The organism is Rhizobium sp. NZLR1 (assembly GCF_017357385.1).
GTDB lineage: Bacteria > Pseudomonadota > Alphaproteobacteria > Rhizobiales > Rhizobiaceae > Rhizobium.
This window is the reverse complement of sequence record NZ_CP071632.1, coordinates 2,083,835-2,103,118: the sequence shown is the minus strand read 5'-3', so window position 1 is coordinate 2,103,118 and position 19,284 is coordinate 2,083,835. Positions and strand designations below refer to the sequence as shown.

Sequence of the window (19,284 nt, the reverse complement as noted above, 5' to 3'; positions counted from 1 at the left end):
TCGCAATGACCAGCGTCTATGACGACAAAAATATCTTCGCCAAGATCCTGCGCGGCGAAATCCCCTCGCACCGTATCTATGAGGACCAGCATACGGTCGCTTTTATGGATGTGATGCCGCAGGCGCCGGGCCATGTGCTCGTCGTGCCGAAGGCAGCGTCGCGCAATATTCTCGATGCCGATCCAGCCACCCTCTCCCATGCGATTACCGTCGTTCAGAAGATCGCCAAAGCGGTCAAGGAGGTCTTCGACGCCGACGGCGTGTTCATCGCCCAGTTCAATGAACCGGCGGCCGGGCAAACGGTGTTTCATCTGCATTTCCACATCATCCCGCGCCACGAGGGCGCAGCACTCAAGCCGCATTCCGGTAAGATGGAGGATGGCGCCGTGCTTGCCGCCAATGCCGAAAAGATCAGGGCGGCACTGGCCTGACATCGACCCTTGCCGACGCGAGGCAGAGGAAAGAGCATAAACCGAAAAAGGCCGCGGATGACGCGGCCTTTTCCAATTCAATGACGAAAGCTCACTTCTTGCGTGGAACCTTCGGAACCGCGCTGCCCTTCTTGGGCGCATCGCGGACCTCAGGCTCGGCCTGTGGGACCGCCTTGGCGCGGGTCTTGGGGGCGGCCTTCGTCTTCAGTTCGCCATCACCGTGGTCGTCGGCTTCGGGATGGGTGACTTCAGCCTCCGGCTTCGGCTTGATCGGCGCCGTCTCCGGTATGGCTTCCAGCACGATGCCCGGCTTGCCGTCTTCCTTCGGGCCGACGGTGACGTTGACGACGCCACCCTTCTTCAGCTTGCCGAAGAGGATCTCGTTGGCCAGCGGCTTCTTGATGGTGTCCTGGATGACGCGGGCAAGCGGGCGGGCGCCCATCTTCTCGTCGTAACCCTTTTCCGAAAGCCAGGCGATCGCATCCTCATGCAGGTCGAAGGTGACGTTCCTTTCGGAAAGCTGGGCCTCCAGCTGCATGATGAACTTCTGTACGACCTTGTGGATCACAGCCGTCGGCAGCGCCGCGAAAGGAATGATCGCGTCGAGACGGTTGCGGAACTCCGGCGTGAACAGGCGGGTCAGCGCCTCCTCGTCCTCGCCGGTGCGCTTGGACGAGCCAAATCCGATCGCCGCCTTGGCCATTTCCGAGGCGCCCGCATTCGTCGTCATGATCAGGATGACGTTACGGAAGTCGATCTTCTTGCCGTTATGGTCGGTCAGCGTGCCGTGGTCCATGACCTGCAGCAGGATATTGTAGATGTCGGGATGCGCCTTCTCGATTTCGTCGAGCAACACCACACAATGCGGGTGCTGGTCGACGCCGTCGGTCAGAAGGCCGCCCTGGTCGAAGCCGACATAGCCGGGAGGCGCTCCGAGCAGACGCGACACCGTGTGCCGCTCCATATATTCCGACATGTCGAAGCGCAGAAGCTCGACACCGAGCGACGATGCCAGCTGCTTTGCCACCTCGGTCTTGCCGACGCCGGTCGGACCGGAGAAGACATAAGCACCTATCGGCTTGTTCGGCTCACGCAGGCCGGCACGGGCGAGCTTGATCGAGGTCGAAAGGGCTTCGATCGCGATATCCTGACCATAGACGACCGAACGCAGTTCCTTCTCGAGATTGGCGAGCACCGCTTCGTCGTCTTTGGAGACGGTCTTCGGCGGAATGCGCGCCATCGTGGCGACCGTCGCCTCGATCTCCTTTTCGGTGATCAGCTTGCGGCGCTTTGACGGCGGCAGCAGCATCTGGGCCGCACCGGTTTCGTCGATGACGTCGATTGCCTTATCCGGCAACTTGCGGTCGGAGATATAGCGGGCCGAAAGTTCGACGGCCGACTTGATGGCATCGTTCGAATAGCGCAGGTGGTGATACTCTTCGAAATAGGGCTTGAGGCCCTTCATGATCTCGATCGCATCTTCGATCGACGGCTCGCTGACGTCGATTTTCTGGAATCTGCGAACCAGCGCCCGGTCCTTCTCGAAGAACTGGCGATATTCCTTGTAGGTGGTCGAGCCGATGCAACGGATCGCGCCCGACGACAGAGCCGGCTTCAGAAGGTTCGATGCATCCATCGCGCCCCCCGAGGTGGCGCCGGCGCCGATCACCGTGTGAATCTCATCGATGAAGAGCACGGCACCCGGATATTCTTCCAGTTCCTTGACGACCTGCTTCAGGCGCTCCTCGAAATCGCCGCGGTAGCGCGTGCCGGCGAGCAGCGTGCCCATGTCGAGCGAGAAAATCGTCGCGTCGGCCAGCGCTTCCGGAACCTTGCCTTCGACGATGCGCTTGGCAAGCCCTTCGGCGATCGCCGTCTTGCCGACGCCGGGATCACCGACGTAGAGCGGATTATTCTTCGAACGGCGGCACAGGATCTGGATGGTGCGGCTCACCTCGGCGTGACGGCCGATCAGCGGGTCGATCTTGCCGCCCTTGGCTTTCTCGTTGAGATTGACGCAATAGGCCTTGAGCGCATCCTGCTGCTTCTTGGGGCCGCCCTCTTCCTCGCCGCCGCGGGCCGTCGGCTTGCTGCTTTCGGCTTCGTCCTCGGCGCCGCGCGGGGGGCGAGCGTCCGAAGCACCCGGGCGCTTTCCGATACCGTGCGAGATATAGTTGACGGCATCGTAGCGGGTCATCTCCTGCTCCTGCAGGAAATAGGCGGCATGGCTTTCGCGCTCGGCGAAGATCGCAACGAGCACATTGGCGCCGGTCACTTCTTCGCGGCCGGACGATTGCACGTGGATGACGGCACGCTGGATGACACGCTGGAAGCCGGAGGTCGGCTTCGAATCCTCGTCATAACCGGTGATCAGATTGGAAAGTTCATTATCGACATATTCGACGAGCGTTTTGCGCAGCGCGTCGAGATCGACATTGCAGGCTCCCATGACCGCGGCCGCATCGGCATCGTCGATCAGGGCGAGCAGCAGATGCTCAAGCGTCGCATATTCGTGGTGCCGCTCATTGGCAAAGGTCAGTGCCTGATGGAGCGCCTTCTCTAAGCTAGGCGAAAATGTTGGCACGTTCAGATCCTCACTTCTTTTCCATGACGCATTGCAGCGGATGCTGGTGCTGCCGGGCGAAGTCCATCACCTGGCTGACCTTCGTTTCCGCTACCTCGTATGTGAATATTCCGCATTCGCCGACGCCGTGGTTGTGGACATGGAGCATAATGCGGGTGGCACTTTCACGATCCTTTTGAAAAAAACGCTCCAGAATGTGGATGACGAATTCCATGGGAGTGTAGTCATCATTCAAAAGCAGCACGCGGTAGAGATTGGGCTTCTTGGTCTTCGGCTTGGTGCGTGTGATGACCGAGGTTCGATTTCCGTTCTCCCCGTTCCTTTCGCCGTCATTCTGCATCCGGATCGGCTTTGCGATCATTGTCATTCATTCCTCAAGCAATCCGGCCTCAAGCAATCCGGCGGAGCATGGGAGGGTGCTTTTCCCGCCGAATATCTGAAACACTAACTTAGTTCATAATAGGCCGATTTTAAGCCCCCTGTCAGTCACTGCAATCAAGAAATGGCCGGCATGCACGGGAAAGACCAAAAAAGTCCCCGGCCGATCCCATGGAGGCGTTGCGGCGAAAGTGGAAACAAAAAGACCGGCTACAGATGCGTAGCCGGTCCTCATTTTTCAATATGTAGCGCAGGTTGCGCCTGCAGAATCAGTTCAGGCGGCAGCAGGCGTCGAAATCGGCGCCGGCTTGGTGGTCTTGGCGACGGCAGCGGCTACAGGCGCTTCATAGGGCTTGTAAGCGGATTTGGCCAGATCGGCATACATCTCGCTGAGCTTCGTTGTCTCGGAGACGAAGCCTTCGAAATATGCCTTGACGTAGTTGCTCTGCAGTTCGAAAGCGGCTTCGAAGCTCTTGACGCCAGCCAGGGTTTCGAAATGCGTCACCGCGTCCTGAAAGGATTTCTTCGAATAGTCCGTGGCCTCGGCGGCAATCGCCTGGAAGCCCCTGGTGGTGTCGGAATAGGTTTTCAGCGCCGTATCGACGGCTTCCTTGCTCTTCCTGTTTGCATCGTCAAAGTTGAACATGACCGTCCTCCATTAGGCTGTGGGATGGCGGCAGGGTAGCTGCAACGCACAAATAGTCAAGTAGTCTTGTGCGCTGCAGCACTCCCATGAGTTGTGTGGCAATAATAAAACAAAGGATGCGCGCCGGGGCACGTACGTCTTTAACTGATTTTGCTAATATATATCAGATCACTGCAACCGGAAGCTTTAAAATTAATTTTGGCTCGGCAGCCAAAAAACAAAAAGGACCGAACGGATCGCGCCGTTCGGTCCTTTGAACGCATTCGAACACGATCAGAGATCGACGTCGAGGATCGCCATCGAAAAGTTGTAGGAGCGATCGCCGTCCTCGTCATCGATATAGACGAGGCCTAGAAATTCTTCGCCGAGATAGACCTCCGCAGAATCATCCTTGCGCGGACGCGCCTTGACGGCGACCTGCGGGTTGAGCGTGCGTTTGAAATAGGCGTCGAGCTTCTTGATTTCTTCAGGCTTCACTCTGTCATCTCCGTAAACGGTCTTGATTGGCCGCTTCTTGCACAGGAAAAGCAGCGGTGTAAAGGCAAGGTTGCCACATGGCAATTTCTGTCCCCGCACGGTTTCCGCCGATTTTACCCGATCCTTTTCTCCGGCGGCCGCTCAGATATCGGCGCCTATCACCTGGTCCATGTTGCGCGACGGCTCGGAACAACCGGCTTCGCCGACGACCTTGGCCGGCACGCCGGCGACTGTCTTTTTGGGCGGAACTGCCTTCAATACGACGGAGCCGGCGGCAACGCGTGAGCAGAAGCCGATCTCGATATTGCCGAGGATCTTTGCGCCAGCACCGATCATGACGCCGCTGCCGATCTTCGGATGGCGGTCGGCGCCCTCTTTGCCGGTGCCGCCGAGCGTGACGCCATGCAAGATCGAGACGTTGTCGCCGATAACCGCCGTCTCGCCGACGACGAGGCCGGTGGCGTGATCGAGGAAAATGCCCTTGCCGATACGAGCGGCCGGATTGATGTCGGTCTGGAAGACGCTGGAGGAGCGGCTCTGCAGATAGAGCGCGAAATCACGACGGCCGCGGTTCAGCAGCCAATGCGCGAGACGGTGTGTCTGCAGCGCATGGAAGCCCTTGAAATAGAGCACTGCTTCCATGAAGCGGAGGCACGCGGGATCGCGGTCGTAGATGGCCTGGATATCGACACGCAGAATGGTGCTCCACTCCGGCCAGTCGAGGAGCATTTCCTCGAAGGTCTGGCGAAGCAGGGTCGCCTGTATGTCGGGATGATCGAGACGTTCGCAGATGCGATGGATGGCGCATTCCTCGAGCGAACGATGGTTGATCACCGTCGCGTAGAGGAAGGCGGCAAGAACCGGGTCTCGTTCGGCGGCGAGCCGGGCTTCCTCGCGCAGGTTATCCCAGATGGGGTCCATCACCTTCAACGGTTGGCCTGTCTCAAAAGCTCGAATGTCAGTCTTTGCGACCATCGCCGCTCTCCTCGTTGCCAGCCGGAATGCCGTTTTCGGAATGCCAATATATAGGGGAAAACGCCAATAACATAAATGGGTGCCGTCGCCATGGTTTTTTAGCATGGTTTTTCGGCATCACGATGATGTCAGCGCCGATGTCACCGGCAATATCACCCTCTGGCAACCCTCGCGTAGAAGGCCAACACCGCCTGCTTGAAAACCCTGTCGCCGACGGCGAGCATATGATCGCGGCCCGGAATATCGAGCGCTTCGGCATTCGGCATCAGCGCCGCCAATTCCTGCGGCGAGCCGGCGATATCATCCCTGGTGCCGACGCCGATCAGCGTCGGCACGTCGAGCCCGGCGATATCCGAGCGGGCAACGAGATCGCGCGAGCCGCGGATGCAGTCGGCGAGAGCGACGCGGTCACTTTTCGTCTGGTCGGCGAAGGCGCGGAACATGCGGCCGCGGACATGCGTCACGTCTTCCAGCGAGGGAGCCAGCAGCGCGTCGGCGATGGGGTCCCAGTCGCCGACGCCGTCGGTCATGCCGATGCCGAGGCCGCCGAGCACCAGTGAACGGACGCGATGCGGATTGGCAAGGGCGGCAAAGACGGAAATGCGCGCGCCCATCGAATAGCCCATGACATTGGCTTGCGGCATGCCGAGATGGTCCAGCAGCGCGATCGCATCGCCGGCCATCACCCAGGGGCGATAGGCTTCGGAATCGTGCGGTTTGTCGCTTGCGCCGTGGCCGCGATTGTCGATGGCGATCACCCGATAGCCGGCATCGCCAAGCGTCTTCAGCCAGCCCGGATGCACCCAGTTGACGTTTGCCGTCGAAGCAAAACCGTGGATCAACAGAACAGGCTCGCCGGCCGGATCGCCCTCATCAAAGAAGGCGAGCTGCAATCCGTCATGGGTGAAGCTTGAAAATACAGGCGTATTCAGGTTCATCAGGTCTTCCTTTTTGGCGCGACCATAGTCGAGCGATCTTTCATCGTGAAGCCAAAAACTGTGGCCAAAAACTGTGCCTGGCGCGGCGCTTTGGCTCTACACATTTGCGGCGAAGGCTTATAAGGTCCGCGCACATTTCAAAGCATTCGGAGAGCGATATGGCCGGTCACAACATTCCCCACTTCCAGAACGACGGCGGTCACCGGGTTATCGAAGTCGGCGTCAAGGAATTCATGTGCACCGGCGCTTCGGCCCCGTTCGACCATCCGCATATCTTCATCGACATGGGTGACGATAACGAGAAGGTCTGTTCCTACTGCTCGACTCTCTATCGCTTCAATTCCGCGCTCAAGTCCAGCCAGACCAATCCGGCCGGCTGCGTTTTCCACGTGAAGGCGGCCTAACCGCCGAGACGGATCGGACGGATAATGCCGGTCGAACATGCTGCCATCATCGGCGCCGGGATATCAGGGCTGACCGCTGCGCTTTCGCTTTCGCGCCGGGGCATCAGCTCTGACATCTTCGAGCAGGCAGGCGAACTTGCCGACATCGGCGCCGGATTGCAGGTTTCGCCGAACGCCTCCCGCATCCTTGCCGAACTCGGTGTCCTTGAAGGGCTGTCGAAGGCCTGGCTCGAGCCTGAGGCAATCCGGCTAATATCCGGCAGTTCGCTGCGCCAGCTCGCAGCGGTGCCAGCAGGCAAATTCGTGCGGCAACGCTGGGGCGCTCCCTATGGTGTCCTGCATCGCAGCACATTGCAGAAAGCGCTTCTCGCTGCGGTCGAGACCGATCCGCTCTGCCGGCTTCACCTCGGAGTCCGGATGGACGCGACGCTGCCGCCTTTCGAGCGCGACGCCGATGTCATCATCGGCGCCGACGGCGTCTGGTCGAAGCTCCGGCAATCCGTTCAGGGCAGCCCCTCACCGCACTTTTCCGGCAATATCGCCTACCGCTTTACCATTGCCGAGGATGCGGCGCCCGGTTTCCTCGACCGGACAAGCGTTTCGGCGTTTCTCGGCGGTTCGGCGCATCTCGTCTGTTACCCCTTAAGGGAGACCGGCAGCTTCAACATGGTGGCGATCACCGCCGGCAATAGCGCACCGCAGGCCTGGCAAAGCGAACCGACGGCCGAGCAGCGTGCCCAGATCAGGAGCCGCTTTTCCGGCTGGAACGCCGCGATCGTCTCGCTGCTCGAACAACACCGGACGCTGACCTTCTGGCCGCTGTTCGAGACCAGCGCTGGTGCGTGGCAGGATGGCCGCAAGACTGTGCTGATCGGCGACGCCGCGCATGCGATGATGCCGTTTGCCGCACAGGGAGCGGCCATGGCGATCGAAGACGCCTACGAACTTGCCGCATTTCTTTCCAACCGTCCGGTGGCGGAGGCCCTATTGCTCTTCGAAAGACATCGAGCGCCACGCATTGCCAAGCTTCGCCAGCGCGGCGCCTTCAATCGGTTTGCCTATCATGCGAAAGGGCCGATCCGGATCGGCCGCGATCTCGTGCTCGGCCTCAAGCCGCCGCAAAGCCTGGCGGCGGATCTCGACTGGATCTACGGCTATCGCGCTCTGGGCCTACCATAAAACGCCGCAAGCCCGGCCAGCGCCCGGTATCGCTCAGACCGCGCTTGCCGCCGCAAAGCCCCGTTCGATATCAGCCTTGAGGTCAACCACATCCTCGATGCCGATCTGCAGGCGGATGACCGCACCGTCGGTCGGAGCCTTGGCGACCTTGCGGTCGTTGAGATAGGCGTGCAAAGCGAGGCTCTCATAGCCGCCCCAGGAATAGCCGAGACCGAAAATCCTCAGCGCATCGAGGAAGGCATGCGCTTTTGCTCTAGCTTTCTCGGGACCATCCGCGGCAAGCACGAAGGAAAAGATGCCGCTGGCGCCCTTGAAATCGCGCTTCCAGAGATGGTGAGAGGGAAAGCTCGGCAGGGCCGGATGCAGCACGCGGGCGACGCCCTCCCTGCCCTCCAGCCATTCTGCAATATCAAGCGCGCTTTCATAGTGCCGCTCGAGGCGCAGGCCCATGGTACGCAATCCGCGCAGAATCTGGTAGGCGTCATCCGGTGCGCCGCAGATGCCGAGCACACCGTTTGCTTCCTTCAGCCGCTCCCAGTGTTCGGCATTGGCCGACACCGTTCCGAGCAGGATATCGGAATGGCCGGACGGATATTTCGTCGATGCGTGGACTGAGATGTCGACGCCATGATCGAGCGGTCGGAAATAGAGCGGCGTCGCCCAGGTATTGTCCATCATGACGACGGCGCCGTGGCGGTGCGCAACCACCGAGATTGCCGGAATATCCTGCATCTCAAAGGTGTTGGAGCCGGGAGCTTCGGTGTGAACGAGCTTGGTGTTCGGCCGGAACAGGCCCTCGATGCCGGCGCCGATCGCCGGATCGTAATATTCCACCTCGACGCCAAGACGCTTCAACATCGTGTCGCAGAAATGGCGCGTCGGTCCGTAGACCGAATCGACGACGAGCGCATGGTCGCCGGCAGCGACGAAACCCAGGAACGGAATGGTGACGGCCGCAAGACCCGAGGGAACGAGGATCGTGCCGGCCGAGCCTTCGAGTGCGTCGATCGCTTCGCAGAGTGCGTCCGTCGTCGGGGTGCCGCGCGTTCCGTAGGTATATTTCTGCGCGCGCGTCTCCATTGTCCGCGCATTCGGGAACAAGACTGTCGAGGCGTGCACGACCGGCGGATTGACGAAGCCGTGATAGTCGAAGGGGTCGTTGCCGATATGGGTCAGGCGGGTGTTGATGCCGGCATTCTGCAGCAAGCTGTCTTTGTCTTTCATCTCGTAAATAGCCTTTGGCGAGGGGTACGAAACCAGACTTTTGGACGCCCCGCCGTGTCCGGTCAACCCCTTGACGACCGGTTGCGGGCGCCCTCGGGGATGATGGATTTTCCGAATTTCGCGTTATTTTTCCGCAACCGGACGCCTATTTCATAGTCAACCGCCCTCGAATGCGGCGCAATCTGCCAAAATTCCGAATTTTGCCGCAATTATTGATGGCGACACTTGACCATGGTGACATTTGCGACTGTGATAGGGCACTCGCGCCGGGAGGGTGTCGAGACAATGGGGGCGGCAGGTTTTTCCGCCGGAACTCCCCCACAAGAAAATATAAGACAACGGAAAAGGTTGGGAAAAATGAAGAACAAGCTTCTGTCCGCCGCTCTTGGCGCAGCAGTTTTCGCTCTTGGCGCCTCGGCTGCCTCGGCCACGACACTCACCGATGTAAAGGCTAAAGGTTTCGTTCAGTGCGGTGTCAATACCGGCCTTACCGGCTTTGCCGCACCTGACGCTTCCGGCAATTGGGCTGGCTTCGACGTCGACTTCTGCAAGGCCGTAGCTTCGGCCGTCTTCGGCGACCCCACCAAGGTCAAGTACACGCCGACAAATGCGAAGGAGCGCTTCACGGCTCTGCAGTCCGGCGAAATCGACGTTCTCTCGCGCAATACGACCTGGACGATCAATCGCGACACAGCGCTCGGCTTCAATTTCCGTCCTGTCACCTATTATGACGGTCAGGGCTTCATGGTGCGCAAGAGCCTGAACGTGAAGTCGGCGCTGGAACTTTCCGGCGCTGCAATCTGCGTGCAGTCGGGCACGACCACGGAACTGAACCTCGCCGATTACTTCAAGACGAACAATCTGCAGTACAATCCGGTCGTCTTCGAAAATCTTCCTGAGGTCAACGCGGCTTACGATTCCGGTCGTTGCGACGTTTACACGACCGACCAATCCGGTCTCTATTCATTGCGTCTGACGCTGAAGAATCCCGACGAACATGTCATTCTTCCTGAGATCATCTCGAAGGAGCCGCTTGGCCCGGCCGTCCGTCAGGGCGACGATCAGTGGTTCGATATCGTTTCCTGGACGGCTTATGCGCTGATCAATGCCGAAGAGTTCGGCATCACCCAGGCAAATGTCGACGAGATGAAGAATTCGCCGAACCCTGACATCAAGCGCTTTCTCGGCAGCGAGGCCGATACCAAGATCGGCACCGATCTCGGCCTGACCAATGAGTGGGCCTACAACGTCATCAAGGGCGTCGGCAACTATGGCGAAATCTTCGAGCGCAACATCGGCCAGGGTAGCCCGCTCAAGATCGCACGCGGTTTGAATGCTCTCTGGAACAAGGGCGGCATCCAGTACGCGCCGCCGGTTCGTTAATCGAACTCTGGCATAAAATCCGGGATGGCGGCCAAGCCGCCCTCCCATCTTCCAAAAAGCAAAAAGAAAGCCCGAAAACGGGCACAAGGGGATTGGCGCGGCATGACGCATGGGGCTGTGGATACGACACCTTTGCATGGCACCGGCTGGACTTTCCGGTCGGCAATGTACGACCCGAAATACCGGAGCATATTTTTCCAGGTTCTGACAATCGTTGTCCTCGTGGCGTTTGTGTGGTGGGTGGCCCACAACACGGCCGTAAACCTTGCCCGCAGCAATACAGCATCGGGCTTCGGCTTTCTTCGCGGTCGCGCCGGTTTCGAAATCGGCCAGTCGCTGATCAGCTTTTCGAGCGACTCGACCTATGCGCGCGCACTTGTCGTCGGCATTCTGAATACCTTGCTGGTGGCGGTGACCGGCATATTCACGGCGACCATCATTGGCTTCCTGATCGGGATCGGCCGGCTGTCGCACAACTGGCTGATTGCCAAGCTCTGCACGGTCTATGTCGAAATCTTCCGCAACATTCCGCCGCTGCTCGTCATCTTTTTCTGGTATCTTGGCGTACTCTCCGTCTTGCCACAGCCGCGCGAGTCGGTGGGTCTGCCATTCAGCATGTTCCTCAACAACAGAGGACTAGCCTTCCCGAAGCCGATCTTCGAGACAGGCATGATTGCGGTCGGGATCGCCCTGGTGATCGGGATTGTTGTCGCCATCGTCATGGCGCGCTGGGCTCATAAGCGCCAGGCGGCAACCGGCCAGCCGTTCCACACGGTATGGGTGTCGATCGCGCTGATCGTCGGCTTGACATTGCTGGTCTTCGTTGTCTCAGGTTTTCCGCTAAGCTTCGACTTTCCCGTCGCTGGAAAGTTCAACCTGACGGGCGGCTCCGTCGTCGGCCCCGAATTCATGTCGCTGTTTCTCGCTCTGTCCTTTTATACCGCCTCGTTCATTGCCGAGATCGTCCGCGGCGGCATTCGCGGCGTTCCAAAGGGGCAATCCGAGGCAGCCGGCGCGCTGGGGCTGCATCCATCGAGCGTGACGAGACTTGTCGTGGTACCGCAGGCACTGCGTATCATCATCCCGCCGCTGACCAGCCAGTATTTGAACCTGACCAAGAACTCCTCACTCGCCATCGCGATCGGCTTTTCGGATCTTGTTGCCGTCGGCGGCACGATCCTCAACCAGAGCGGTCAAGCGATCGAGATCGTTTGCATCTGGGCTATCGTCTATCTCAGCTTGAGCATTCTCACGTCGCTGTTCATGAATTGGTTCAATGCCAAGATGGCACTGGTGGAGAGATAAAATGTCGATCACCGATAAACCCTTCGTCAGAACGTCAATCCTGGCCGCCGAACCGCCTCCGCGCGGAGAAAGGGGCGCCGGCGCCTGGATACGCCGTAATCTCCTTGCTACCCCGAAGGACGTGGTCCTGACGATCCTGGCTCTTGCGCTGATCGCATGGGCCGTACCGCATCTCGTCAACTGGCTGTTCATCCAGGCCGTATGGTCCGGGCCGGACCGCACATTCTGCGCGACGACGGTCCAGGGCGGCATCCAACCTGACGGCTGGAGTGGCGCATGCTGGGCCTTCGTCAGCGCCAAGTACGACCAGTTTATCTTCGGCCGCTATCCGCTCAGTGAGCGTTGGAGACCGGCGATCGTCGGGATCCTCTTCATTCTGCTTCTTGTTCCGATGCTTATCCCTTCGGCACCGCGCAAGGGCCTGAACGCAATTCTTCTGTTCGCCGCCCTGCCGATCATCGCCTTCTGGCTTCTTCACGGGGGGTACGGCCTCGAAGTGGTGGAGACTCCGCTCTGGGGCGGGTTGATGGTCACGCTCGTCCTGTCCTTTGTCGGTATTGCCGTTTCCTTACCCTGCGGCATTCTGCTTGCGCTGGGACGCCGCTCGAAGATGCCCGTCATCCGCATGCTCTGCGTTACTTTCATCGAGGTCATTCGAGGCGTTCCGCTGATCACCGTTCTGTTCATGGCAAGCGTGATGTTGCCGCTTTTCCTTCCAACCGGCTGGAACGTGGACAAACTCCTGCGGGCGGTGATCGGCGTTTCAATTTTCACGTCTGCCTATATGGCGGAAGTGATCCGCGGCGGCCTTCAGGCGATCCCCAAGGGACAGTTCGAAGGCGCAGATTCGCTTGGCCTCGGCTATTGGCAAAAGACCCGGCTGATCATCATGCCGCAGGCCATCAAGCTGGTGATCCCGAGCATCGTGAACACCTTCATCGGAACGTTCAAAGACACTTCGCTGGTCACCATTATCGGCATGTTCGATCTGCTCGGTATCGTCAAGCAGAACTTCTCCGATGCCAACTGGGCGAGCGCCGTCACGCCGATCACGGGTCTGATCTTCGCGGGCTTCGTCTTCTGGCTGTTCTGCTTCGGCATGTCGCGCTATTCAGGCTTCATGGAACGCCATCTCGATACCGGCCACAAACGATAAGAATGAGGGAAAATAGTCATGGCTGAAGCTCCAGCGAAAAAGCTCACCGTTTCCGCAACGGAAGTGGCGGTCGATATCGTCAATATGAACAAGTGGTACGGCGATTTCCACGTGCTGCGCGACATCAACCTCAAGGTCATGCGCGGCGAGCGCATCGTCATCGCCGGCCCGTCGGGTTCCGGCAAGTCGACGATGATCCGCTGCATCAACCGCCTGGAAGAGCATCAGAAGGGCCGCATTATCGTCGACGGCACAGAACTCACCAACGACCTGAAAAAGATCGACGAGGTCAGGCGCGAAGTCGGCATGGTGTTCCAGCACTTCAACCTCTTCCCGCACCTGACGATCCTCGAAAACTGCACTTTGGCGCCGATCTGGGTGCGCAAAATGCCGAAGAAGCAGGCGGAAGAGGTCGCCATGCACTTTCTGAAGCGCGTCAAGATCCCCGAGCAGGCCAACAAGTATCCGGGACAGCTTTCCGGCGGCCAGCAACAGCGCGTGGCAATCGCCAGGTCGCTGTGCATGAACCCGAAGATCATGCTGTTCGACGAGCCGACCTCGGCGCTCGATCCTGAAATGATCAAGGAAGTGCTCGACACCATGGTGGGTCTTGCCGAGGAAGGCATGACCATGCTCTGCGTGACCCATGAAATGGGCTTTGCCCGCCAGGTCGCCAACCGCGTCATCTTCATGGACCAGGGCCAGATCGTCGAGCAGAATTCGCCGGCCGAGTTCTTCGACAATCCGCAGCACGAACGCACCAAACTGTTCCTCAGCCAGATCCTGCATTAAGCTTAGGCGCTGAGACTTTTCAAAGACCCGCCTCGCCTTTCGGTTTGGCGGGTCTTTCACGTTCAGCGCGAGGCTGATGCCTGCAGCAGGCTACAGAGGCCGGCAAGACCGGAATCAGAGCCGCCTGAAGCAACGCCGCCCGGGGAGGAAATATCAGCGCAACGGACCAGCATCTTGCGCTGTTCATTGACCGGTCTTGCCAGGAAGGCCTCCAGAGTGCGGGCCTGCGATGCACTGAGGGTCTCCCCAGCTGCGGACCTGTTGCTGCCGCCTGCCCTGCCGACGGCAAGATCGGCATCAACGCCGCGGCCGCGCCTGACCGAGGCGGTGGTCTCGGTATCAAGCCCATCGGAACCGCCGATGCGTGCATTGAGATCGGCATTGACGCCGCGCCCGCCGCCGAGCCTGGCATTGGCGGTCGCATCGAGACCATTACGGCCGCCGACATTGGCGGTCGCATCGGCATTGACGCCCCTCGAACCGCCGACGGAAGCATTGGCATCGGCACTGACGCCGCTGCCGCCGCCAAGCGATGCCCCGACGTCGGCGCTGACGGCATTGCCTGCATTCACCGATACGCCGACGTCGATAGCGTGTGCATCGCTTGCCGGCATGGCAAGCAGGGCGCAGGTGGATGCAAGCACCGCCAGGGATAGTCTATTGTGGTTATGGGTCATGTTTTCCTCCGTTTCCATTCGCCGAGCGATCTGCCCGGCAACCGAAAATCGAGGAACGCGCGTACCTTCGATCGTCTGGACGCCTGCAACCTGCAGGACATCCATGGCAAGGCAACGTGAAGGGATGACGAATGTTTCACGACAGGGCGCGGCAAGTCGGCTCGGCGGCGTGCAATGATCTTTCACGGTTATTGAAATACGAATTACCAACCCCGACTGTGCCGAAAGCGAACATGTCTTGCCGTGACTAGAGCGACGGCCGAGTATTTCCTTCCCGGCTGCGTAAGGAACCTTCAGAGCCGGCAAGCAAAGCTCGGCTCTCGATGCGATTGGCGGCGATTGATTCATCCGCAGCCTTTTGCAGATCGGCTGCACTTTAAAGCATGTCGCGCAAAAGTGTGCAGCGGTTTTGCGGCAACGATATACGTAAAAACAAAGAGCTAGAGCGCAAGCAGCGAATCCGAAAGATCGCGACGCGCTTTAGAACTGGACTCTCCACCATTGATTGAGGCGACGAAAAATAACTCGCTTCCGTCTGGATATATCAGGCAGGAAGTCCATGTTTCAGCATGTTCTCATCTAATGGAACTGGAGGTTCAAGAATGGGCATTTTCGACAAGATCAAACATGCAATCTTCGGAGAAGCGAAAGCAGCCGAACCCGTTGCATCAAGCGCGCCAAAGACGCAGCCCGCGCAGGCTCCTGTCTCGCCGTCGGCAGCGCCCAGTCCGGCACCTGCCGCCTCTCCCGCTCAGAGCAAGCCGGCTTCAACCACAGCCCCCGCCACAGCCACAGTCGATATCGTCCCTATCCTCGATGCGGCCGTGAAAAAGAGCGGCCAGAAACTCGATTGGCGCCACTCGATCGTGGATTTGATGAAAGCCGTCGGGATGGATGCAAGCCTGGCCGAGCGCAAGGAACTTGCCACCGAACTTGGCTATACCGGCGACAGCGGTGATTCCGCAAAAATGAATATGTGGCTGCACAAGGCGCTGATGAAGCGGCTTTCGGAAAATGGCGGCAAAGTACCGGCCGATCTCCTGGATTGATCCCTCGATTGATCAGTGACCGATAGCTGCCGCCACGTTGCGGCGGCGGCTATCCGACCGCCGGCGCTTGGCGATGGATGCTCACCTGTTCTTGGAGCGTCGGCAAGCCGGGGCCAACCGCCGATGAGTCCCCTTGCCCGAAGGCATTGGAACCAATAACGTTCTTCTCGATTACTTCGATTATCGATCAGGGGAGAATGAAATCCAATGAGATTGATGGCGGTCGTTGGCGTTGCGCTTAGCTTGAGTTTTATTTCTGCCGCGGAATCTCCTTCAAACTATCAATCCTACAGCGGCATTCGCGTCGATACCGACCCGGTCCTGCTGGCTCGCTACGACAAGGTGCTTCGGTGGTGCGTGCCGGAGGCAGGCTCATGGCGGCGCGGCTCGCCGGATCCACAAAGCCTGCCTTACAACGCAGCGCTCAGAAACTGCCTCTACAGGCACGGCTTCGTCGATAGAGGCGTCTACGCTTACCCCATTCCCCATGTTTACTTCGAGCATTTCTTGGATCGCTGAGAAGATCCGAGCAGCGCAGATCCGCGATAGAAATTCAAAGGTATAAACCCCACCGTATTGCGGGGGTCTTATCGACTACGCCTGCCCACAAATCCCATGCGTTTCCAGATCGAGCCGCTGCCGCGAGGGGCAACTCATAGGTTTGCTGCGACCGTCGATATGCTTCTTTACAACGCGGCGAGCAAACCAGGGACCCTGCGGGGCGGCCCTTATATAAAATGAATATGCTGCATGGATCTTGCACACCGGATTGATCCAAGCCGGGTCGGCCGACGGAGCAAGCTCGATTATATAGAGAGGGACTTCCCCGCCACCGGTCTAAGCGCCACCGTTCCGAGGTCTCGCACCCGGATCCCTCTCGTGCCAGCCGCTTCGGCAATGGGTTGAGTGGCGAGCAATTGACCGGGTGATGCAAGCGCTGCGATTCGTGCTGCAATGTTGACGGTCGCTCCAAAGAGATCGGCTGCTCTGCGGATGACTAGGCCGTGGTTTAGCCCCGCTCGAGTGAGTAGTAGGCGGTTCTTTGCGGCATGCCTGCAGCGGCGTCCGAGTACCTGGGGATCGCTGTATCGGGCTCAGAAAACGACGGCATTGTCTTATCGCCGATCCGTTTGATGGGGGGCTGATTGTGAAGTTCGAGATGCAGCCGATTCGACGGTCACGCCCACAATTACCATCTCGATCAGTACCAATTAGCAGGGTGACACTGCAAAAAATTGCTAAATTCAGAAAAAATGTCGATTCCGCCTTTGGCGAGAGGAATCCAGTCACGCCATCAGGTTTTCTTAAAGTTTTCAATGGACGCATGTCGCTGTAGTTGCAGAAAGAATAATTCTCGGAAAGCGAGACATTTATATTGCCCCAATTTGGGCGACTCGAAATTCTGCAAATATTTCAAAACGTAACATCGGAGTGATTAAGATAATGTGGCAGCAATAAGGCTATTCTTCTCAAGCACTTACTGTCGCATTGCTGTTGCACCCTCAAAATTGTCACACTATAACCTGCCGCCGTAACGCTGGATTAACCCAAAATATTAACGGGCAGGGGTTGAGGAACAAGACCATGACAACATACTACGTAGCGACGACTGGCAGCAACAGCGGTAACGGCAGTACCTCCTCTCCTTTCCGTACGATCAGCGACGCGATGGCGTCGAACCTTAAGCCTGGCGACGAGGTCGTGGTGAAGCCCGGGACCTACAACGAGAGCATTAACATCGACAAGGACGGCTCGGCGGCAGGCAACATCACGCTTCGCTCGGAAGTGCCCGGCGCAGCACTAATCCGGCCACCAGCGGGCTCCTACACCGGGATCAGTGTCAACGGCAATTACGTGGTCATCAACGGCTTCGACATCAAGGGCGGCACCGGCGACGGCATCGAAGCGAACAACGTCCACCACATCCAAATCCTCAACAATACTGTCCATGACAGCGGGGAGTCGGGCATTCAGTTCAACCAATCGGACTTCATCCGCGTCGAAGGGAACGAGACCTACAATAACGCGTCGTCGGGCTGGTACTCGGGCATCTCGATCTACGAGAACCGGAACATTACGGGCGATACCTCGACGGACGGCTACCGGACGATCGTGCGGAACAATATCTCGCACGACAACGTCACGAAGGCGGGTGCGCACACCGATGGCAACGGCATCATCATCGACGATTTCCAGAGCACGCAGTCGAGCGGTCATCCGAACTACACATTCAAGACCCTGGTCGACAACAACCTCGTCTACAATAACGGCGGCAAAGGCGTCCAGGTTACCTGGAGCGACTCCGTCACGGTGCAGAACAACACCGCATACCACAACAATCAGGACTCGGCGAACACCGGCACCTGGCGCGGCGAGCTCAGCAACTCGGCGTCGAACAACAACACCTGGGTCAACAACATCGCCGTTGCGGACCCATCGGTGAACAAGAACAACACTGCGATCGATAACACGTCTACCGGCGGCGCCAACAGCAACGTCGTCTGGGCCAACAACATCACCTACAACGGCACGGCCGGCCAGGCATCGGTCAAGACCGACGGCGGCAACGCGATGCCGAGCACGGCGAGCGGCAACAAGCTCGGCGTCGACCCGAAATTCGCGGGGGCAGCAAGCGACAACTTCCACCTCGGCTCCGGCTCGTCGGCGATCGACGCCGGAACCAGCAAGTACGGCGTCGGCTCGGTCGATCTGGACGGCCACGCTCGCATCGTTGGAACTGTCGATATCGGTGCCTACGAATCGGGCTCCAGCTCGGCACCGGGAACGCCAACCACGCCGACGCAGCCGGGAACGCCGACTACGCCGACGCAACCGGGAACGCCGACTACGCCGACGCAACCGGGAACGCCGACGCAACCGACAACTCCGACCACGCCGACGAAGGAATTCATCGGCACCAACGGCAACGACACCCTGCCGCACACCGGTCAGTCCAACGCTGGCAACGAAACCTTCAAGGGTCTCGGCGGCAATGACATGTTGAAGGGTGGGGCCGGCGCGGACGTGCTCGACGGCGGTAGCGGCAACGACACGGCCAGCTATGCGGGCTCCGGCGCGGTCAACGTCAACTTGGCGACTAAGGCGGTATCGGGCGGCCAGGCCGCCGGTGACAAGATCGTCAGCATCGAAAACTTGACTGGCTCCAGCGACAACGACGTACTGACCGGCGGCAATAACGGCGGCAACGTTCTCAATGGCGGGGCTGGCGCGGACAAGCTGGACGGCGGCGCCGGCGCGGACGTCATCATTGGTGGTGCCGGAAAGGACATCATGACCGGTGGCACCGGCGCGGATACGTTTATCTTGAAGGCACCGACGGAAACCGGGTCCGGCACGAACAGCGACATCATCACCGACTTCCAGCACGGCGTCGATAAGATCAACCTCTCGGCGATAGATGCGAATGGCTCTGCGGCGGGCAATGGAACCTTCCATTTCCAGGCGCAGGAGAATGCCACTTTCGACCACAAGGCTGGCGCGCTCGCTTGGCACTATGAAGACCATGCTGGATCCGCGAGCGATGTTACCGTTATCCAGGCCGACCTGAACGGCGACGGCGTTCAAGACTTCGAGGTTCATCTGAAGGGCCTCGTCCACCTGGGGGCAGGCGATCTAATCCTGTAGTTTATATCCGTTGCGGCGGTCGTCCGATCGCCGCAACAATC

The 19,284-nt window shown here is 59.1% G+C and carries 19 protein-coding genes; 10 read left to right on the top strand and 9 right to left on the bottom strand.

What is annotated here, in order from left to right; all coding sequences use genetic code 11:
- Positions 1-5: 5 nt before the first annotated feature.
- The gene (locus J3O30_RS10520; protein ID WP_207584076.1) at positions 6-431 is read left to right on the top strand and encodes an HIT family protein; all 426 of its coding nucleotides are present in this window, start codon (positions 6-8) and stop codon (positions 429-431) included.
- 91 nt (positions 432-522) lie between these two features.
- On the opposite strand, the gene clpA is transcribed toward J3O30_RS10520, so the two are convergent.
- The 6 genes from clpA to J3O30_RS10490 all read right to left on the bottom strand — a co-directional run bounded on the left by clpA (position 523) and on the right by J3O30_RS10490 (position 6,429).
- On the bottom strand, positions 523-3,015 hold the full coding sequence (gene clpA / locus J3O30_RS10515) for an ATP-dependent Clp protease ATP-binding subunit ClpA (protein ID WP_207584075.1): 2,493 nt from the start codon (positions 3,013-3,015) through the stop codon (positions 523-525).
- 10 nt (positions 3,016-3,025) lie between these two features.
- A complete protein-coding gene (clpS, locus tag J3O30_RS10510) occupies positions 3,026-3,376 on the bottom strand; it encodes an ATP-dependent Clp protease adapter ClpS (protein WP_007628652.1) in 351 nt (116 codons plus the stop codon).
- Positions 3,377-3,667: 291 nt separating this feature from the next.
- Entirely contained in the window at positions 3,668-4,039 is a 372-nt protein-coding gene (locus tag J3O30_RS10505) for a phasin family protein (protein ID WP_207584074.1), read from the bottom strand.
- 273 nt (positions 4,040-4,312) lie between these two features.
- Positions 4,313-4,516, bottom strand: a complete 204-nt coding sequence (locus J3O30_RS10500; protein ID WP_207584073.1) for a DUF3126 family protein — start codon at positions 4,514-4,516, stop codon at positions 4,313-4,315.
- A 141-nt stretch (positions 4,517-4,657) separates the two neighbouring features.
- Positions 4,658-5,491: a serine O-acetyltransferase gene (cysE, locus tag J3O30_RS10495; RefSeq protein WP_207584072.1), complete on the bottom strand. Its 834-nt coding sequence runs from the start codon at positions 5,489-5,491 to the stop codon at positions 4,658-4,660.
- A gap of 152 nt (positions 5,492-5,643) precedes the next feature.
- Entirely contained in the window at positions 5,644-6,429 is a 786-nt protein-coding gene (locus tag J3O30_RS10490; RefSeq protein ID WP_207584071.1) for an alpha/beta fold hydrolase, read from the bottom strand.
- A 158-nt stretch (positions 6,430-6,587) separates the two neighbouring features.
- On the opposite strand from J3O30_RS10490, the gene J3O30_RS10485 reads away from it, so the two are divergent.
- Entirely contained in the window at positions 6,588-6,833 is a 246-nt protein-coding gene (locus J3O30_RS10485; protein WP_207584070.1) for a zinc-finger domain-containing protein, read from the top strand.
- A 24-nt stretch (positions 6,834-6,857) separates the two neighbouring features.
- Complete coding sequence (locus J3O30_RS10480) at positions 6,858-8,012, top strand: FAD-dependent monooxygenase (RefSeq protein ID WP_207584069.1); 1,155 nt, start codon at positions 6,858-6,860, stop codon at positions 8,010-8,012.
- 33 nt (positions 8,013-8,045) lie between these two features.
- Here the strand turns inward: J3O30_RS10480 and J3O30_RS10475 are convergent, their stop codons facing one another.
- Positions 8,046-9,236, bottom strand: coding sequence for a cystathionine beta-lyase (locus J3O30_RS10475; protein ID WP_207584068.1), 1,191 nt, complete (start codon positions 9,234-9,236; stop codon positions 8,046-8,048).
- A gap of 357 nt (positions 9,237-9,593) precedes the next feature.
- On the opposite strand from J3O30_RS10475, the gene J3O30_RS10470 reads away from it, so the two are divergent.
- The 4 genes from J3O30_RS10470 (at position 9,594) to J3O30_RS10455 (ending at position 13,872) form a co-directional block, all read left to right on the top strand.
- Positions 9,594-10,619, top strand: a complete 1,026-nt coding sequence (locus J3O30_RS10470; RefSeq protein WP_207584067.1) for an amino acid ABC transporter substrate-binding protein — start codon at positions 9,594-9,596, stop codon at positions 10,617-10,619.
- A gap of 102 nt (positions 10,620-10,721) precedes the next feature.
- Positions 10,722-11,924, top strand: a complete 1,203-nt coding sequence (locus J3O30_RS10465; RefSeq protein WP_207584066.1) for an amino acid ABC transporter permease — start codon at positions 10,722-10,724, stop codon at positions 11,922-11,924.
- Position 11,925: 1 nt separating this feature from the next.
- Positions 11,926-13,080 (top strand): amino acid ABC transporter permease, encoded by a 1,155-nt coding sequence (locus tag J3O30_RS10460; protein ID WP_207584065.1) that lies wholly within the window; start codon positions 11,926-11,928, stop codon positions 13,078-13,080.
- Positions 13,081-13,098: 18 nt separating this feature from the next.
- A complete protein-coding gene (locus tag J3O30_RS10455) occupies positions 13,099-13,872 on the top strand; it encodes an amino acid ABC transporter ATP-binding protein (protein ID WP_003579010.1) in 774 nt (257 codons plus the stop codon).
- A 62-nt stretch (positions 13,873-13,934) separates the two neighbouring features.
- Here the strand turns inward: J3O30_RS10455 and J3O30_RS10450 are convergent, their stop codons facing one another.
- On the bottom strand, positions 13,935-14,549 hold the full coding sequence (locus J3O30_RS10450; RefSeq protein WP_207584064.1) for a hypothetical protein: 615 nt from the start codon (positions 14,547-14,549) through the stop codon (positions 13,935-13,937).
- Positions 14,550-15,151: 602 nt separating this feature from the next.
- Here J3O30_RS10450 and J3O30_RS10445 point away from each other — a divergent pair.
- Together J3O30_RS10445 and J3O30_RS10440 are read left to right on the top strand one after the other, a co-directional pair.
- Positions 15,152-15,598 (top strand): DUF3597 domain-containing protein, encoded by a 447-nt coding sequence (locus J3O30_RS10445; RefSeq protein WP_207584063.1) that lies wholly within the window; start codon positions 15,152-15,154, stop codon positions 15,596-15,598.
- A gap of 207 nt (positions 15,599-15,805) precedes the next feature.
- A complete protein-coding gene (locus J3O30_RS10440; RefSeq protein WP_207584062.1) occupies positions 15,806-16,117 on the top strand; it encodes a hypothetical protein in 312 nt (103 codons plus the stop codon).
- A gap of 287 nt (positions 16,118-16,404) precedes the next feature.
- Here J3O30_RS10440 and J3O30_RS33155 read toward each other — a convergent pair whose 3' ends face one another.
- Complete coding sequence (locus J3O30_RS33155; RefSeq protein ID WP_246762756.1) at positions 16,405-16,593, bottom strand: adenylate/guanylate cyclase domain-containing protein; 189 nt, start codon at positions 16,591-16,593, stop codon at positions 16,405-16,407.
- A gap of 589 nt (positions 16,594-17,182) precedes the next feature.
- On the opposite strand from J3O30_RS33155, the gene J3O30_RS10430 reads away from it, so the two are divergent.
- Positions 17,183-19,243: a choice-of-anchor Q domain-containing protein gene (locus J3O30_RS10430; RefSeq protein WP_207584061.1), complete on the top strand. Its 2,061-nt coding sequence runs from the start codon at positions 17,183-17,185 to the stop codon at positions 19,241-19,243.
- The last annotated feature ends 41 nt before the right edge of the window (positions 19,244-19,284 follow it).

Coding starts and splice junctions, on each gene's coding strand:
- J3O30_RS10460 (WP_207584065.1), top strand. CDS start 11,926: ATGTCGATCACCGATAAACCCTTCGTCAGAACGTCAATCCTGGCCGCC.
- J3O30_RS10465 (WP_207584066.1), top strand. CDS start 10,722: ATGACGCATGGGGCTGTGGATACGACACCTTTGCATGGCACCGGCTGG.
- J3O30_RS10475 (WP_207584068.1), bottom strand. CDS start 9,236: ATGAAAGACAAAGACAGCTTGCTGCAGAATGCCGGCATCAACACCCGC.
- J3O30_RS10470 (WP_207584067.1), top strand. CDS start 9,594: ATGAAGAACAAGCTTCTGTCCGCCGCTCTTGGCGCAGCAGTTTTCGCT.
- J3O30_RS10455 (WP_003579010.1), top strand. CDS start 13,099: ATGGCTGAAGCTCCAGCGAAAAAGCTCACCGTTTCCGCAACGGAAGTG.
- cysE (WP_207584072.1), bottom strand. CDS start 5,491: ATGGTCGCAAAGACTGACATTCGAGCTTTTGAGACAGGCCAACCGTTG.
- J3O30_RS10480 (WP_207584069.1), top strand. CDS start 6,858: ATGCCGGTCGAACATGCTGCCATCATCGGCGCCGGGATATCAGGGCTG.
- J3O30_RS10445 (WP_207584063.1), top strand. CDS start 15,152: ATGGGCATTTTCGACAAGATCAAACATGCAATCTTCGGAGAAGCGAAA.
- J3O30_RS10520 (WP_207584076.1), top strand. CDS start 6: ATGACCAGCGTCTATGACGACAAAAATATCTTCGCCAAGATCCTGCGC.
- J3O30_RS10490 (WP_207584071.1), bottom strand. CDS start 6,429: ATGAACCTGAATACGCCTGTATTTTCAAGCTTCACCCATGACGGATTG.
- clpS (WP_007628652.1), bottom strand. CDS start 3,376: ATGATCGCAAAGCCGATCCGGATGCAGAATGACGGCGAAAGGAACGGG.
- J3O30_RS10505 (WP_207584074.1), bottom strand. CDS start 4,039: ATGTTCAACTTTGACGATGCAAACAGGAAGAGCAAGGAAGCCGTCGAT.
- J3O30_RS10440 (WP_207584062.1), top strand. CDS start 15,806: ATGAGATTGATGGCGGTCGTTGGCGTTGCGCTTAGCTTGAGTTTTATT.
- J3O30_RS10485 (WP_207584070.1), top strand. CDS start 6,588: ATGGCCGGTCACAACATTCCCCACTTCCAGAACGACGGCGGTCACCGG.
- J3O30_RS10450 (WP_207584064.1), bottom strand. CDS start 14,549: ATGACCCATAACCACAATAGACTATCCCTGGCGGTGCTTGCATCCACC.
- J3O30_RS10430 (WP_207584061.1), top strand. CDS start 17,183: ATGACAACATACTACGTAGCGACGACTGGCAGCAACAGCGGTAACGGC.